Annotated in this window: 16 protein-coding genes; 4 read left to right on the top strand and 12 right to left on the bottom strand. The window is 48.3% G+C overall.

Annotated features, from left to right (window positions below):
• Positions 1-139: 139 nt before the first annotated feature.
• The 8 genes from H8S75_RS22795 to udp all read right to left on the bottom strand — a co-directional run bounded on the left by H8S75_RS22795 (position 140) and on the right by udp (position 8,654).
• A complete protein-coding gene (locus H8S75_RS22795) occupies positions 140-1,498 on the bottom strand; it encodes an extracellular solute-binding protein (RefSeq protein WP_187023506.1) in 1,359 nt (452 codons plus the stop codon).
• Positions 1,499-1,704: 206 nt separating this feature from the next.
• Positions 1,705-2,712, bottom strand: coding sequence for a LacI family DNA-binding transcriptional regulator (locus H8S75_RS22790; protein WP_110323542.1), 1,008 nt, complete (start codon positions 2,710-2,712; stop codon positions 1,705-1,707).
• A 62-nt stretch (positions 2,713-2,774) separates the two neighbouring features.
• A complete protein-coding gene (locus tag H8S75_RS22785; protein WP_187023505.1) occupies positions 2,775-3,521 on the bottom strand; it encodes a glycerophosphodiester phosphodiesterase in 747 nt (248 codons plus the stop codon).
• Positions 3,518-4,627 carry an ABC transporter ATP-binding protein gene (locus H8S75_RS22780; protein ID WP_187023504.1) on the bottom strand — a complete coding sequence of 370 codons (1,110 nt, stop codon included), beginning with the start codon at positions 4,625-4,627 and terminating at the stop codon, positions 3,518-3,520. The genes H8S75_RS22785 and H8S75_RS22780 overlap by 4 nt, the downstream gene beginning before the upstream one ends.
• 2 nt (positions 4,628-4,629) lie before the next feature.
• Positions 4,630-5,475 carry a carbohydrate ABC transporter permease gene (locus tag H8S75_RS22775; protein ID WP_187023503.1) on the bottom strand — a complete coding sequence of 282 codons (846 nt, stop codon included), beginning with the start codon at positions 5,473-5,475 and terminating at the stop codon, positions 4,630-4,632.
• A 12-nt stretch (positions 5,476-5,487) separates the two neighbouring features.
• A complete protein-coding gene (locus H8S75_RS22770) occupies positions 5,488-6,360 on the bottom strand; it encodes a carbohydrate ABC transporter permease (RefSeq protein ID WP_002605500.1) in 873 nt (290 codons plus the stop codon).
• Positions 6,361-6,438: 78 nt separating this feature from the next.
• Positions 6,439-7,854 carry an ABC transporter substrate-binding protein gene (locus tag H8S75_RS22765; protein ID WP_187023502.1) on the bottom strand — a complete coding sequence of 472 codons (1,416 nt, stop codon included), beginning with the start codon at positions 7,852-7,854 and terminating at the stop codon, positions 6,439-6,441.
• On the bottom strand, positions 7,851-8,654 hold the full coding sequence (gene udp / locus H8S75_RS22760; protein ID WP_187023501.1) for a uridine phosphorylase: 804 nt from the start codon (positions 8,652-8,654) through the stop codon (positions 7,851-7,853). The genes H8S75_RS22765 and udp overlap by 4 nt, the downstream gene beginning before the upstream one ends.
• 318 nt (positions 8,655-8,972) lie before the next feature.
• On the opposite strand from udp, the gene H8S75_RS22755 reads away from it, so the two are divergent.
• Positions 8,973-9,671 (top strand): phosphatase, encoded by a 699-nt coding sequence (locus H8S75_RS22755; RefSeq protein WP_187023500.1) that lies wholly within the window; start codon positions 8,973-8,975, stop codon positions 9,669-9,671.
• A 98-nt stretch (positions 9,672-9,769) separates the two neighbouring features.
• Here H8S75_RS22755 and H8S75_RS22750 read toward each other — a convergent pair whose 3' ends face one another.
• Positions 9,770-10,861, bottom strand: coding sequence for a hypothetical protein (locus H8S75_RS22750; protein WP_187023499.1), 1,092 nt, complete (start codon positions 10,859-10,861; stop codon positions 9,770-9,772).
• Between the two features lie 194 nt (positions 10,862-11,055).
• On the opposite strand from H8S75_RS22750, the gene H8S75_RS22745 reads away from it, so the two are divergent.
• Positions 11,056-11,322, top strand: coding sequence for a hypothetical protein (locus tag H8S75_RS22745; protein ID WP_002605495.1), 267 nt, complete (start codon positions 11,056-11,058; stop codon positions 11,320-11,322).
• A gap of 12 nt (positions 11,323-11,334) precedes the next feature.
• The gene (locus H8S75_RS22740; protein WP_187023498.1) at positions 11,335-12,264 is read left to right on the top strand and encodes a hypothetical protein; all 930 of its coding nucleotides are present in this window, start codon (positions 11,335-11,337) and stop codon (positions 12,262-12,264) included.
• Positions 12,265-12,322: 58 nt separating this feature from the next.
• Here the strand turns inward: H8S75_RS22740 and H8S75_RS22735 are convergent, their stop codons facing one another.
• Positions 12,323-13,105: a DUF6612 family protein gene (locus tag H8S75_RS22735; RefSeq protein ID WP_187023497.1), complete on the bottom strand. Its 783-nt coding sequence runs from the start codon at positions 13,103-13,105 to the stop codon at positions 12,323-12,325.
• A 235-nt stretch (positions 13,106-13,340) separates the two neighbouring features.
• On the opposite strand from H8S75_RS22735, the gene H8S75_RS22730 reads away from it, so the two are divergent.
• Complete coding sequence (locus H8S75_RS22730; protein ID WP_187023496.1) at positions 13,341-14,186, top strand: AraC family transcriptional regulator; 846 nt, start codon at positions 13,341-13,343, stop codon at positions 14,184-14,186.
• An 86-nt stretch (positions 14,187-14,272) separates the two neighbouring features.
• Here the strand turns inward: H8S75_RS22730 and H8S75_RS22725 are convergent, their stop codons facing one another.
• The gene (locus tag H8S75_RS22725) at positions 14,273-15,196 is read right to left on the bottom strand and encodes a bifunctional enoyl-CoA hydratase/phosphate acetyltransferase (RefSeq protein WP_243270403.1); all 924 of its coding nucleotides are present in this window, start codon (positions 15,194-15,196) and stop codon (positions 14,273-14,275) included.
• Positions 15,168-16,289, bottom strand: coding sequence for a butyrate kinase (gene buk, locus H8S75_RS22720; RefSeq protein WP_187023495.1), 1,122 nt, complete (start codon positions 16,287-16,289; stop codon positions 15,168-15,170). The genes H8S75_RS22725 and buk overlap by 29 nt, the downstream gene beginning before the upstream one ends.
• Position 16,290 lies beyond the last annotated feature (1 nt).

The raw sequence follows: 16,290 nt of genomic DNA, 5'->3' as shown, positions 1-16,290 counted from the left end.
CTCTTCCAATCCGGATCTTTCGACTCAACAGGCTGTTTTTCTGACTAAGTCAAATTTCCGCCATTAGATGAAACAAAAAGCTGCTGTAAACTTGATTGCAGATTTACAGCAGCTCCTCTTCCAGGTTTCATCCGTTTTTTTATTTCCCCAGAATTTCCGCCATTTCCTGAGTATATTCTTCCGGTGATAAATCCCCCATAGTCAGCATCGTGGTCGTATTCTTATAATCCTCCACGTAATCTGCCAGAAGCAGGGTGTCCCAGTTGGCCACGCCCCTGGTCATGCCTCCATATAACTCATTTACGGCAATAATCAATGGATTCAGCTGCGATTCATCTACCTCAACGTCCCACGCCGGTAACCCCGCTCCTGACTGATATAAGTTTTTTGCCGCCTGCTCCGTAATAAACTTCACTGCGTCTGCTGCCACATCAGGATACTTCGTCTCAGAAGAAACCATATATCCGGATAAAGATGCACCCACATATTCTTCTGGATTATTAAGCTCGCCTCCGATCAACGGGAAGGGTTTTGCCACCAGCTGATCCTTCACCTGAGAGCCTTCACCTTCAAATACTCCAATAGACCACGTTCCATTATAGGTCATGGGGATACCACCCGCAGCAAATTTCGTATTGGCCTCTGGCGGAATCATTGTCATGCTGTCCTCAGTCAGTGTCTTATTGGACAAAAACTTCTGTAAATAATCCGCAGCCTTTACGAATCCCTCCTGGTTAATGGTATCCTGCTGCGATACCACATCAAGACAGGTTTTTGCGCCTACGGTGCGGATAGAAAAATCTTCAAACATAGCGGTCAGAGGCCACATGGCCTTACCACCCATAATCATTGGAGCAATTCCCTTCTGTTTAAAGGCATCCACCACATTTACCAGGTCTTCGTACGTATCAGGAATCTCCAAACCATTTTCCTCAAATACAGTTTTATTATAGTACATCAGCATTCCGGAAAAATCTACCGGCAGGCCGTATACGGCATCGTTGTAGGAGAGAACGCTGAGCAGGCCTGGTTTTATCTTATCCTTTGTCCCATCCTCCAGCCAGGAATCCATCTGCAGGGCTTTTCCCGATTTTACAAAATCTTCAGCAAATGAGTATCCCCAGGCAAAAAAGATATCAGGAAGCTCGTCACTGGCGGCCGCCGTACGGATTTTCACTTTATACTGCTCCCCCTGAGTAGCATCCTGTACAATTTTTACATTCGGGTGGGTCTCTTCATAGAGTGCAATCGCATCCAAAAGTGCCTTTGCCGTCAAATCCTCTGCATTAGTCTGAATATGCCACATGGAGAGCGTAACCGGTTCCTCGGTGGATTCAGCCGCTTCTTTTGTCCCCTCACCTGTCTGTGCCTCTTCCCCTGCCGATGTGCTCTCTACAGCGCTCTGCTTGGTCTCCTGTACCGCGCTATTTCCCCCACAGGCCGTCAGCACAGCTGTCATACTGATCGTCAATAGTATACTAAGCCATCTCTTTTTCATTTTCAATACCTCCTAAGTATTTATAGTCAAATTATAGTCATTTTTTCCTCCCAATTGAACAGTATATTTTTACCAAAATCCGGATTTTTTTTACCTTTTAGCCTAAATAAACAATTTTATTTTTTCGATTAAACTACGAAAAACAACGCAGGTACATCAGTTACGAACCGATATCCTGCGTTGTTTTGCTAATATTAATTACTCTCTTACTCTATTTTCCCCACGCTTCCACGCGTCACCAGCGTCACCTGGTATTCCACCTTTTTAATCAGCTTCCGCCTTCCTTCGATCCGTTCCTCCAGAATCTCCACCGCTTCCCGCCCCATGGCATCCGTGTGGACATCGACCGTGGTCAGGGCCGGGAACGAAAATTCGCCGGAGCTGTCCCCGTTTATGGAAATCACCGATACGCTGTCCGGCACGGAGATTCCTTCCTCATTCAGCGCCTTGATCACTCCGATAGCAATCGGATCATTGGATACGAAAAATGCATCCGGAACCGCCTTCTTCTCGCCAAGCCAGCGTTTCATCATCTGGTAACCACTCTCCACGCCGTGTTCCCCGACCATGGAACCGGCAAAATGAAGCTGCTTCTGCTCGGCCATGAACTTCTTAAAATAAGAAAACTTGCTGAACTCCTCCGGTGTATCCTCGCTGTCATACCCGCCGATATAGGCAATATCCTTAAGTCCCATGGCTGCCAGATGCCCCATGGCCTTATAAACACAGTCCTTAATACTGTAAGAGATCCAGTCCATGCGGTCCGGGTAGTAATTCACCTTGCCCACAAACACCATACAGCCGGTCCTCACCGCGGCACAGATTGTATCCACCTCTTTCCGGTCGAAATTCCCCACGACCAGCGCTCCGTCGATCTGTCGGTCAAACGAATCCAGGAAGGAATAAGGGACAAATGTAAACCCAATATTCTTCTGATAGCACGTTTCCTCGACGGCACTCCTGATCGAAAAATAGAACGCGTTATCAATCTGGTTCATGAAATGTGTGTCCTTATGAACGATCGCAATGTTCCGGCATCGTTTTAATTTCTTCTCCTGTTTCATCTTATACTGGAGTTCTTCCGCTACGGAAAAGATCTTTTCCTTCGTCTCCTCTGTAATAGAAAGCGTCGGATCTTCCCTCAGCGCTCTGGAAACTGTAGACTTGGCCACGCCGGCCTTCTCCGCAATATCCAATAATGTTGCCACACACATCACCCCTTCCTTCACCTGTTTTAACTATTTTTTATCATAGCAGAATCATCACTATACGTCAATCACGCGATTTCCTCCGGTCCTTCACTTCCCAGTCTGCGCGCCGTTTCCGGATAATCGGCTTCAAACATGGTTACGCCGCATGCGTATGCACGTTCCATCCATTTTTCTTCCCTTAATATAGCGCCGCTCACATAATATCCATGTGCCTTGAGTCCGTCTATCATGTCCGGTGTTATATTATAGATATACGTTAAATAGACCATCGCATCCATGGACTTCATAAGCTCCACAGGGTCCTCCGGGATAAAGGGAACGATCAGGCCGATCTCCACCTCCGGATCCAGCTGCTTCATCCGTTTAAGGACCTGATAATCCGGACCGAATACGAATACTCGCTTCTTCATGCCTGTTTTCTCCAGAACAGGTACCATGGCCTCCAGCAGACGGAAGTTTACTTCCTGCATATCCAGGGGAACTGTCTTAATCTCCAGCGCGTACCACGCTTCTCTTTCGCTGCCCCATCTCATGGCCTCCTCAAAGGTGCAGAGGCCGGGGCAGTTCTCCCGCAGCCTGTCCAGCGTATGCTCGTGGACGTATCCGTGCAAAGCGGTCCGTTTCTCCAGAGCGGTATCGTGATAGACCACGGGCACACCGTCCTTTGTCAGTTGAATATCAATTTCCAGGTAATCCGCGCCCGACAGCAGGCCGTGCTCCATGGCTTCTATGGAATTTTCCGGGTAACGGCAGGCACTGCCTCTGTGCCCGCCAATCAGCACCCGGTCCGCATGTTCTAATAGTTCTCTCATAATACAAGGTTCACCTTCGTCTCAGAGTCAAACACATTTATAAAATCCGCAAACCGCAGATATACACGTTTTTCACCGTCGCCCACCAGTGCCTTCATTCGCCCGAAGGCAGACGTATCATCCACGGATACCCGCACATGACAGCCGTGGACATCCCCGCTTAAGAGCAGTTCCTTGCCTAAGTTCTCCACCATCTGGACCTCCATCGGCAAGGTATTGGCTGCCGGCTCCGCCCCTACCTTGATCTGATGGGAACGAACTCCCAGCTTAACCGGCCTGCCGGTGTGGGGTCTCAGCTTTTCGAGAAGCTGCCCGGATACCTCCACGGAAGACTCCCCAATGGTAAACATAAGCTTTTCCCCGGCAGTCTCCAGCTTGGCATCGATAAAATTCATGGGCGGATTCCCCATAAAATTAGCCACAAATAAGTTGGCCGGATACTGATAAAGCATCTCAGGAGTATCGTACTGCTGGATTCTTCCGTTGTCAAGAATGGCAATTTTGTCCGCAATCGCCATGGCCTCTTCCTGATCATGGGTCACGATGATTGATGTAACCTTTAACTCCTGCTGAATCTTCTTAATTACTTCGCGGATCTCGATCTTTAATCGGGCATCCAGGTTAGACATCGGCTCATCTAAAAGCAGGATCTTCGGCTCCTTCACGAGGGCGCGGCACATGGCCACTCTCTGCTGCTGGCCGCCGGAGAGCTGGGTCGGCTTCCGGTCCAGAAGATGCTCAATCTGAAGCTTTACCGCCATTTCCCTCGCCTTTTTATGGCGTTCTTCCTTCGATACCCCCTTTTGCTTTAAGGGGAATGCAATGTTATCAATTACCTTTAAATGGGGATACAGGGCATAAGACTGGAATACCATACCGATATTCCGGTCCTTTGGCGCCTTGTTCGTCACATCCGCATCATCAAACATCACCTGCCCGCTGGTCACATCCAAAAGTCCGGCGATGCAGTTTAAGGTTGTGGATTTCCCGCAGCCCGACGGCCCCAGCAGCGCGACAAATTCTGTGTCCCGGATCTCCAGATCGATACTGTCCAGCGCCACGACGCCCTGGTCAAATTCCTTACGCAGTTTATTGATTGAAATCATAATTATACTCCCTTTCCGCCTCCGATATTGCCTTCCATCAACTGTTTCTGAGATATAACGAAAAATACGAATACCGGCAGCATATATACGATTGCCATTGCCGCAAATACACCGTAATCCGCGATCATCTGCTCACTCCGCGACAGGGAATGGAGGTACGTGGCGATAACCGGCGTCTTGGAATTGAAAATCAGCGTGTTAAACAAAATATAGTTGGACCATGCGCTGAGGAATGAGAAAATCGAGATCGAGGCGATGCCTGGCTTAACCAGATAGATAATAACCTGGAAGAAACCGCTCAGCCTGCTGCATCCGTCCACCAGCGTGGAATTCTCGATATCCCTGGGTATCCCATCAAAAAAGTTTTTAATAATAAAGGTGGACCCCGGAATCCGAAATGCGATGGCGACCAGAATGACGCCCACCATGGTATTGACGATATGCAGTGCGATCAGAACATAGAGCACGGCAATGAGTAAGAGCAGGTTTGGGAACATCCTCAGAATCAGAAGTGAATACTGAATCGTCTTCCTTCCCCGGAACTGAAGTCTCGACAGCGCATACCCGGCCAGACAGCTGATGACCACTTCACTCAGAGTGACTATAATTGTAAAATAAACCGTATTTACAAATGATTTTCCAATGGGCTGAATCGTTGTCTGCTTAAGCTTCATGGGCTTATACAGGAAATCAAAATTGCTTAATGTAAACGCGCCATCCGCATTAAAAAACGCAAGACTGAAGAAGCTGATATACAGATACAGGATCGGTGCACAGAGCAGAACCAGTACCGCTATCGCGATATTCTGTTTCTTTTTCTCCGTCTTGCTTAACGTAACCTTTGCCATTCGTTCTCCCCCCTATCTTTCATTCTGCTTCTGCATGACTTTGTTCATCAGGATCATAAGAACCAGTACCACCAGGATCAGCATCAGGGAAATAGCCGCGCCGTATCCATACTGCTGGTCGTTAAACGCCTTATGGTAGGCTGACAGCGACCAGACCTCGGTCTGGATTCCCGGTCCGCCGTTGGTGATGAGGAGAATCGTCACGTAGTTCGTGAGAAGCCCCAGCGCCTCCCACAGGGCGATAAACTGGATGTGGTAGCGGATATTGGGGATGATAATGCTTTTGATAATCTCCCATTCTCCCGCCCCATCCACATGAGCCGCCTTAAACTGGTTTTCCGGAATGCTCTTGATCGCGCTGGAAAATATAATGGTTCCATACGCAATATTGACGAGAATCGTCGCGCAGAGGACGATCTGCATCGGATACTTGGCAATCCAGTTAATCGGCTGGGAGTCCACAAAGGATAAATAGACCCGGTTGACCATTCCTCCCTCGCCGGCTTCCAACAGCCAGATCCAGAGTACGGAATACACAACAGCCGGTGTGATCATGGGGATCATCAGAATCGCCTTAAATATGCTGGAGTACCGCTCTGTCTTAACGAAATATGTAGTGAGCACGGCGAACAGGAGATTTAAGAAAACCGTCGCCACAATCGCCACCCCGACAAAGATCAGGGTATTTCTTACAATGACCAGCGTATTTGGATCTTTAAATATCTTAATAAAATTTTTGAAATGGTTAAATTCCCACACAAACGAGGAATCGAGATTCGTAAATGACATCACCACAGTCAGTACGGCCGGGATCACATAGAAAATCGTCACCAAAATCAAAAAAGGCGTTAAAAACATATATGCCTGTCCATTTTTATTTTTCATGAGGAACCGCCTTCCTAAATGCTGCTGCGCCGGGATCTTTCACACCCCCTGGCGCAGCAGCGGCAAACCTTACTGTTTTTATTTGAAAATTACATTGTCAACATTCAGTTCGATCTGAGTCTTCAAGTCGGCAACCGCCTGTTCCGGAGTCGTCTGTCCCAGTTCGAGGGAGACAATCTGTGTGAACATCTCGCTCTTTAAGGAAGATAAATTGTTGATTGCCGGAACGGACCTTGCGTAATCTGCCATGTAAGTTACATTCTTAAGGATCGGATTCTCCGTCACTTCCGGGTTCTTATTGGCTTCTTTGATACAGGACAGCGTGTAGATGGTGCCTGCATGTTTTGCTAACAGAGAGTTGGAATCGCCGGCCAGTTCGCGGAAAATATCCTTACAGACATCCGGATATTTTGTATCGGCGCTGATCGCCATCATCTGAGGCGCTACCGTTGCAAACGGGGCATCCGTATATTCGGATTTCGGGAATAGCACAAACGTCTCATTCTTCGCAAACTCTTCCGTCTCCAGTCCTGCCGCCTGCGCCACATACGTCGCGGAGAACATCGGACCGTAGTAGGCGAAGGCTTCTCCCGTACCTACCATCTTATTGATTGTATCCCAACCCAGCTGGTTTAAGTTGGGAGGTGTGATCTTCGTCGTGTTGGCATTTTCGTAGATGCTCTCAAAAAATCTCGTTATTCCGGCCTCGTCAAACACCAGGCTGCCGTTTTCATCGTAATACTGACCGCCAAACGCGTTTAACATATCGAAAAAGTCATTGCCGGCTCCTGGTCTGTGAACCAGACCGTACTTCGCTCCGCCTTTTTCTACCACTTCACTGCAGAGATCCATAAACTGTTCCAGAGTAAATTCCCCGTCCCGGATCTTTTCCGGCAACGCGTCGATTTCGTCCTGGCTCCATCCGATATCCGCCAGGTCCTTGTTGGAGTAATAGATTACACGAAGCGGCAGGTCGAAAGGCATGGCGTAGGCTTTTCCATCCACCATAGTCGGTGTGAATACGCCGTCTACGAATGCATCACTCATCACATCCGTGATATCCAGAACACATCCGGCCTTTACGAATCCGGCCACATCGGCGTCACAGATGAAGATATCCGGTGCGTCCCCGCTCTTATGTGCAAACACGATGTTGTTATGGTATTCACTGTTGTCGATGGTCTGATAATCCGTCTCAAACTCGATCCGGATATTCTTTCCTTCCTGCTCGTACTTCTTATTTAAATTCTCCGCGGCTCCCAGTACCGCTTCCGGCATTGTGAGGAAATCTCCGTTAAAGCCCAGCTTTAAGGTAATTGTCTCCATCTCCGCAGACGTGCTCTTTTCTCCCGTACTTTCCTCCGTCTTAGCCGCCTCGCTGCCCGCCGCTGCCGTATCGGCTGTGTTCTCCTTCTTCTGACCGCATCCAGCCAGGCTCATCACCATGGTCAGACCCAGCAATACTGCCGTCAATGCTCTGCCTTTTTTCTTCATAATGTTTTCCCTCCATAATTTTTCTGATTGGTTTTATCGTGCTCTATTAACCGCTTCATGGCCTCCACGGCCAGTTCTGCCACTTTTCCGGTGTCATGGCACTGGATATCCTCAAGTCCCATCTCCCGCCTTGTCTGGTTTCCTATGACGAGGAGCACCGTACCCATGCGAAGCCTGCGGACCTGCCCGACCGTAAACAGCGCCGCGGACTCCATCTCGCTTGCCAGCGCGCCGCACCGGACCCAGGCCTTCCATTTTGAATTTAACGCATCTGCTACCGGCATAGTATCCGGATCATGCTGACCGTAAAAGGAATCCTTACACTGCACGACGCCCAGATGGCAGCGCTGTCCGGCCGCATCTGCCGCTTCCTTAAGAGCCATAACCACCTGATAATCCGCAACTGCCGGATATTCGATGGGGGCGTACTCCCTGCTCGTGCCTTCCATGCGCACAGCTCCTGTGGCGATCACCGCATCTCCCCCCAGCACTTCCGGCTGCATACCTCCCGAGGTTCCAACACGGATAAAGGTACTGGCCCCGCAGTGCGCCAGCTCCTCCAGGGCTATGGCCGCCGACGGCCCGCCGATTCCGGTGGACACCACGCTGACCTTCTCCCCATTTAAATATCCGGTATAAGTAACATACTCCCGGTTTGCCGCCCTTTTCTCCGGACGGTCAAGCAGCCCTGCAATGGTTTCACATCTTCCCGGATCACCGGTCAGTATTACATACCGGCCGATATCTCTCTCCTTGATCTGCAGGTGATACTCCTGCCCTTCTGCATATACGCTTCCCATTGTTTCCTCCTTTTGCCTTTGTCTTTGTCTTTGCTTTTTCTTCCGTTCAGTAAACTTTTCTCTATTCCATTTCCATTAGTTTCCTAGTACCAGTTTGTGCTAAATCACTTTTTTCATCGTATTTATTGATGTTTTATAGTTAGATTATAGCATGTTGACTATTTTTGTCAATAAAATTATAAGTAAATGTTTTGTAAAGTTTATATTATTTTTTAGTATTTTCGTATTTTTTTCAGATTGTATTGATTTTTTGTTTACTAAACATTATAATAAATTTATCTTACCACAAAATTATATAAGAAGAAAAGAGGGGTGTATTTGAAAACAATCGCGGATTTACATATGCATACCAGCGTCAGCCAGCACGCCTACAGCACTCTGGATGAGATGGCATTGGCCGCAAAGTTTAAAGGTTTTAAAGCCTTTGGCATTACCAATCACGGTCCCGGGATGTTGGACGGCGCCATGGAACTTCACTTCCTGTGTTTACGAAACCTTCCGGACGAGCTTTACGGTATTCGTTTTTACAAGGGCGCCGAAGTAAATATCAAGTCGTATGACGGACAGCTGGACCTGCCTGAATCCATTTTAAAGAATCTGGATATTGTCATTGCTTCCTATCACGCGGAAGCTATTGCCCCCGCCTCACCGGCGGATCACACGCGGGGGCTCATCGAGATCTTGAAAAATCCCGATGTGGACTGTCTGGGGCACATCGGGAATCCGGTCTTTCAATGCGACTATGAGGCCGTCATCAAGGCATGCGCCCATGAGGAAAAGTTAATCGAGATCAACTCCAACTCCTTCATAGTCCGCCCCGGAAGCGATAAGAACTGCAAAACCGTCGCCCGGCTCTGCATGGAATACGGCGTCTCCGTACTGGTCAGCTCCGACGCCCACTCCAAATATGCAGTTGGCAGCCACGACGCGGCCTTAAAGATGTTAAAAAGCATCTCCTTTCCGGAGAAACTGATCGTAAACTCGGACTGGGATCTGCTTCAGAGGCGTCTGCCGTAGCCGGAAGTGAAAAAGCAGCAATAAGAAAGACGCAGTGCAGAACTTCTATCTGCTGCAATAGAAGTTCCGCACCGCGTCTTTCTCTTATTATATATTCGTTATCCCTTTACACTCTTATAAAGCGCTTCCGCCTCACTGATCGTAGCGGCTTTCCCCAGCCGTATAAAATCAGCCAGCTCATCCAGCTTCTCAGGCACCATGAATTCCGTTCCGATATAGGATTCATAATTATCCGTGATAAAGAGCGTCTGCTCCTTCACTTTCACCTCGGCTTCCTTGGCCTCATCCGAAGTACGGCGCAGATCAGCCTCCAGCCGTTCGATCTTCTCCCTGCTTCCACCGGCAATCTCATCGGAAATGATGGTCTTCGTCACCTTCTCAAATGTATTTAACGCCTCTTTCTTCTTGCTTGTGATATCCGCCAGGTCCTGCTCGATCTGAGCGATCTCATCGTCATACTTTTCCAGATCATACACAGCCTCGTCCCGGTCGCGCCGGATCGCGCTGGTAATGACGCGAATCTTCTTATCGTTCGTCCTCATTAAATCGCGGATTTTCCGTCCCTGCTTAAGCGTCTCCTGATGACGCACCTTTGTCTTATTATTAATCAGAATATAGAGTCCTCCGAAGACAACGACAACCACGAAATAGATCCCCGCCAGATAGTAGTTGGACTTCTGCGGAAGCAGCATGTAGATTCCCCACGGAACCGCAAGAAAGCAAATCAGAATCGTCACCAGTAAAATCAGAAATTCTGAGAATCCTCTGGTAAAATACAGGGAATAGTACCATGTGGATTTACAGAAACGCGGCACACGGTTCTGCTGGAACGCCGTCTTCATCTGCAGCTTCAGTTCCCGGTTGTCATCCCGCAGTTCCTTCGTCTCTTCCTCAATCCGTTCCTTCACGCCCTGGCTCTTCGCCTTCTCCCGTTTGCTCCGAACCCGCTTTAACCGGTCCTGTCCTTTTGCTATCTCCTTGTCGTAGGAACCGTTAATTTCTTCCATACGCTTCTTCACAGTCAGACTGATCGCATCCGTCACTGCCTTCTTTTCCGCCTCCAGTTCTTTCTCCAGACGCTTCTCATCCAGGCGTATTTTATCCAGTGAATTTTTGCTCGCAGACAGCTCCTGTACGGCTCTGCATGCCTCTGACAGGAATCCGACCTGGTCTGTTATCGGTTGTGCCATTCGTCGTCGTCCTCCTTCGGTTTTATCCGATTTTATTCCACAAAAAACGCTAACTTGATTCTATCATATTCTATTCATTTTTACAAATTTTTAATCTCAAGTTTTTTCCCTTGCACTGCTTCCCGCCAGGATGATATAATCAACTGCATACACTTTTTATAAAAACCACAGATATACGGGAGGAGGAAGATTCTATGTTTCGCATGTGGGGAAAGATTATAAAAGATACGAGACTCGTCCGGGATACCGTTATCTGCATCTCCGATTACTCGATGTCCAGAACCGCCATGGTATTCCAGGCTCTTGATGATATCTGCTATGAATTTGATTTGGGGAAGCCGATCTGGCTGGACGCCACCATTCACGAGTTTAAGGTTCATGACAAGGCGCGTTTTTATCAGGACAACTTTATCGAACACATTGATTTCGATTTTCTGGAAATCCAGGTCATCGAAGAATAAAGAGGGATTACGATGTTACGGAAAAGTAAATGGCTTTTGGTTCCGGCCGCCGCTCTGGCCGCCGCTTCCCTGATGGTCTCCGGCTGTTTCGGGAAAACCAGTGAACACGAACTGCAGGAAGCGGCAGACGCCATCAATGCCGCGATTGAACACGATCTGGCCCTGGACCGCTATGAATTTACGATCTCCAGAGGTGCACTTTTCGATGAGAAAAGCTATGACGTCCAGAAGACTACGTATATCTGCGTCTCCGTGGACGGCGGCCGTGACTACTATATTACCACCTCCTCCAGTGACAAGAGCTCCACTCTGACCGTAGAGCATGAGCTTCTTGGCGGCGATCACTATTACCGGATATTTGACAAAGAGAAAGACGAGTACCACATCCCCTCAGACGCCGGCAGTGATACGGGCAGTCATCCCGGACTGCTGGAGAAAGGCTGGGTTTACGACACCACCGGCAGCCCTTCCGGAAATGAAGACTATAAAAAGCGCCTGTGGATCTACGGGCACCGCATCGCTCCGGAAGACTTCGCAGAAGCTTCCATCGATAAGGATGGCGGCTGGACCACGATTTCGCTTAGCCGCAGCCCTGAACAGCTTAAGGAATCTTCTCTTCCCTCTAAGGTCATGTACGACGAAGCGATGGACTGGTATCAGCGGGAACTGGCTAAAGATGACTTAAAGCAGTATGAAAGAAGTTCTCTGGAGGCAAAGCAGAAGGAACTGGAGGAGACCGGTGCCGGGGCCATCGACCGGAATTATACCGCTGAGACACTGAAAGCCGTCATCGATTCATCGGGACGCCTGCTGACGATCGAATACCGCCTCTCTTACGATTATGGACAGGAAATCGACGGCGAGACAGTCAAGACCATCACGCAGTACAGCAATGCAACTCTCGAACGCTCCAATGACGCTTCCATCGTTCTTCCAGAATAAAATCATGACTAAAACAGCGCTGCACATTCTTCTCATAAGAATGTGCAGCGCTGTCTGCTTACTGCTGGGTTCCCAAAGCCGCAGGATCGATTTCCTGATAGCCTTCCAAATCCGGCGCAGTCAATGTAACCGCCTGGCCCGGATTATGATAAACGGCATTGGTATCCATCTCCACGCCAACTGTCTCTCCCTGAACCGTCATATCCATACTCATCTTGATATTCATGCTTGAGAAATAGCCGTCTTTATTCACAACCGCTTCCCCGCTGGCCGATTTGATCTTATAAGCAATATCTTCTGCTCCGGCAATCGCTCCGCTCATACTGCCCATGATATCCTGTACGTAAGAGTCCATCTTTTCCGCATCAGCCGTAAATGTAAGAACCTGGTTATCTCCGTCCTTCTTCGCCTTGATTTCTTTCATATAAGAAGATTCCATATTGGCGCCTTCCGTGCTCTGCTTTACCTGCTCCATAAGCTGGTTTAAATCCATGGCGTACTTGATCTTCTGTCCCATAGTCTCCATGTAGTAATAGCCGCCCTCATAGTACATCTTCATATCAATGTCCTGACCCGCCATCGTGGTCTTTCCGGCTGCCAGATACTTCATATCATCCGTATTCGCGCCTGTCATCTGAATATCCATGGTTGTCGATAAGTCGATGGTCTGATCCCCCTGAGTCATCGTCATGGCAGCCGTTGTCTCGATATCCATTTCCTGCAGTTCCGAAGTCTTCTTAGAAGCTTCATCATAAATCGTCCTGGCGTCTTTTCCGCCGCCGCAACCTGCCAGGGATAATACCATGGCCGCGCTCAAAAGAAGTGCAAAATATTTTTTCATAGTTTCCTCCTTATAATAAGAAATGTAATACAATACAGTATACTATATACATCTTACCAATACCAGAACTATATTCTTAAATAAAGCTGACAATAAGTGGAAGAAAGGGCATTCACCGGCATGGTCCCCCATAGGATTCTAACTTTTTATATATCTTGCTTCAATAATAATAAAAAGCTTTCCTTTCATGGCCAAATCGCCTATAATAGACAGTATCAATTAAAGAGGTAGTCCTATGAGTAACGAACGATTGAATTTTGATAAAAATCTTGAAACACTCCAAAAACTGAATTTCCATCTCCTGTACGCCTCTACCTCCAAATACGAAGGCGACTGGCAGAGTCTTCCCCATACCCATCATTTTACCGAGCTGTTCTATGTCATCAGCGGCCTGGGAAAATTCCTGGTGGAAGACCGGCTGATCACGGTTAAGGAAAATGATATGGTCATCGTCAATCCCAATGTGGAACACACGGAGAAGTCCATGGATTCCAAACCGTTAGAGTATATCGTATTCGGCGTTGAAGGCCTGACCTTCTCTTTCGGCACTCCGGATGTCCCGGAAAACTATGGTTACTATAACTATTCCGCCGAAAAAAAGAACCTGCTGAACTTTTCCCAGCTGATGCTTCGTGAGATCAAGGAAAAAAAGAACGGTTACGAACAGGTATGCCACGACCTTCTGGAAGTTATTCTCATCTACATTACGAGAAATGACCAGTTCGGCATCATCTCCACAGATGCCTCCCGCATGCCCAAGGAATGCGCCAGCGCCAAACGGTATCTGGATGCAAATTACGCACAGCCGATTACCCTGGATTCTCTGGCAGATGCCACCCATATCAACAAGTTTTACTTATCACACACCTTTTCCAAGTATCTGGGAATGTCGCCCATCACCTATCTGATCCAGCGCCGTCTCCAGATAAGCAAGGATCTGCTCACACAGACGGATTATTCAATTGCCGAAATCGCAGCCAGCACGGGATTTGCCTCGCAGTCGTATTTTTCTCAGATATTTAAGAAGTTTACGGGGATAAGTCCGAATCAGTACAGGAAGCAGAATGCAGTGCATCAATAGATGGAAACACAGCGCCGATTCGCCCGGTTGGTCACGGGCGAGCTGGCGCTGTGTTCTGGTTTTGTCAGAAAAGCGGTAAGATACTTTTATGAATGACTGACATCCGGCTTTCCTGACAGATAGATGGAAAACATAATTGACATCATTTTGTTTTCTACGGTGTCTGTTCTCGAGGTCATGACTACAGGTGCTTTTGTTCCCATGATGACTGCGGCGGTGTCCATTTTTGCGAAGAAAATAAGCGTTTTAAAGACACAGTTTGCCACCTGTAAATTAGGAAACACCAGAATGTCCGCGTGTCCCGCTACGGGACTTGTAATATTTTTGTGACGAGCCGCCTCTTCTGATACGGCATTGTCCAACGCCAGAGGACCATCGACAATACAGTTTTTTATCTGGCCCCTGTCACACATTTTGCTCAGTATCGCGGCCTCCATTGTATCCGGGATTTTGGGATTTACCACTTCCAGGGCTGATATCAGTGCTACTCTGGGACAGTCATATCCCAGCCGGCGCATTAGTTCCACTGCATTTTCTATGATCGCCTTCTTGTCTTCCAGGCCAGGCTCTATAGCCATGGCGCAGTCTGTCATTAACTGAATTCCATCCCCATCGAGTTTATCGTATACTGTAATTTGTGACAGCAGCTTTCCGGTGTTCAATCCATTTTCCTTATCCAGTACAGCTTTTAAAAATACTGATGTATGAAGGTTCCCTTTCATAATAAGGTCACACTCACCGGATCTCGCCAGGCTCACAACGGTTCTGGCCGCCTCACCGTGATCCTGACAGTTTACTACTATTGCTGTGTCTTCTGAAATGCCGTTTTCCTCCAGAAGCTCTGTGATTTTGCCGCCGTCTCCTACCAATACAAACCGGGCAATGCGGCGTTTTCCCATCTCTTTTACAAGTTCCATGATATCCTGATCTTCAGCCGCGGCTACTCCGATCACTTTCGGATTTTCTCTGTCTAAATACTGTTCAATCTCTCTGATCCGTTTTATCATCATCTGCCTCCCGATCTGTATATGGATATACCTTTTTCGCTTCCCGGCCGGTTAAGTACCGGAGACAACCATCTCCCAGCGCCTCCATCTCATTTTCGCCCGGATAAAGATAGACCGGTGCAATAAACCCAATTCTTTCTTTTATCAGTCCGGTAAAACACTCTGAAAATGCCAGACTGCCGGTAAATGCAATAGCCTCCACTCGGCCGCACAGAACCGCGGCCGCTCCTCCGATCGCTTTTGCTACCTGATACGCCATGGCCCTGTAGACGGCTTCAGCCAGCTCATCCCCCTCTTTGATTCGCTGTTCCACCTCTAAGCAATCCGCGGTTCCCAAGTAACTGACGAGACCGCCGCGCCCGTTGATCTGACGCAGCATCTCCTGACAGGTGTACTGTCCGGAATAGCAAAGCCGGATCAGAGCCCCTACCGGCAAATCGCCAGATCTTTCCGGTGAGAATGGGCCATCGCCATCCAGGGCATTGTTGACATCGATCACGCGGCCTTTTTTATGAGCACCTACCGATATGCCTCCGCCCAGATGAACGACAATCATATCCGTATCTTCATAGGCTTTCCCCATTTTCGCACAGATCTTCCGCGCTGTCGCCTTTTGGTTCAGCGCATGGAAGCTGGATATCCGCTGAATGGCAGCGCTGCCAGAAAACCTGGCTTCACTGCACAGTTCATCCGTCATGGGCGGATCCACAACCAGGGCCGGAATTCCCAATTCTTTTCCCATATCATAGGCAATCTGATTGCAGACCGAACATGGATGAGAGCCATAGAGACCACTTTTCATATCCCCGAGCATCTGTTCTCCGATCTCATAGATCCCCCCTTCCACGGCCCGCATATTACCTCCACGCGTCACCAGGGCATCCAGAGAATCCAATTTGATATCGGCTTCCTCAAGCACTTTTAAAACAGCCTGTTTTCTGTAATCATACTGATCCCAGATGGTCTGATACTGCTCCAGCTCTTTAGTCGTATGCTTAACGGATACCGACAAAAGTACTTCATGATTCTCACGTACGGCAATCTTAGTAGAGGTAGAGCCCCCATTTGTAATAAGAATGCGATAATCCTTCTCCATC

This window comes from Hungatella hominis, assembly GCF_014288005.1.
GTDB classification, from domain to species: domain Bacteria; phylum Bacillota; class Clostridia; order Lachnospirales; family Lachnospiraceae; genus Hungatella; species Hungatella effluvii.
The sequence above is the reverse complement of the archived record's forward strand: the minus strand, read 5'-3'. Positions and strand labels throughout refer to the sequence as shown.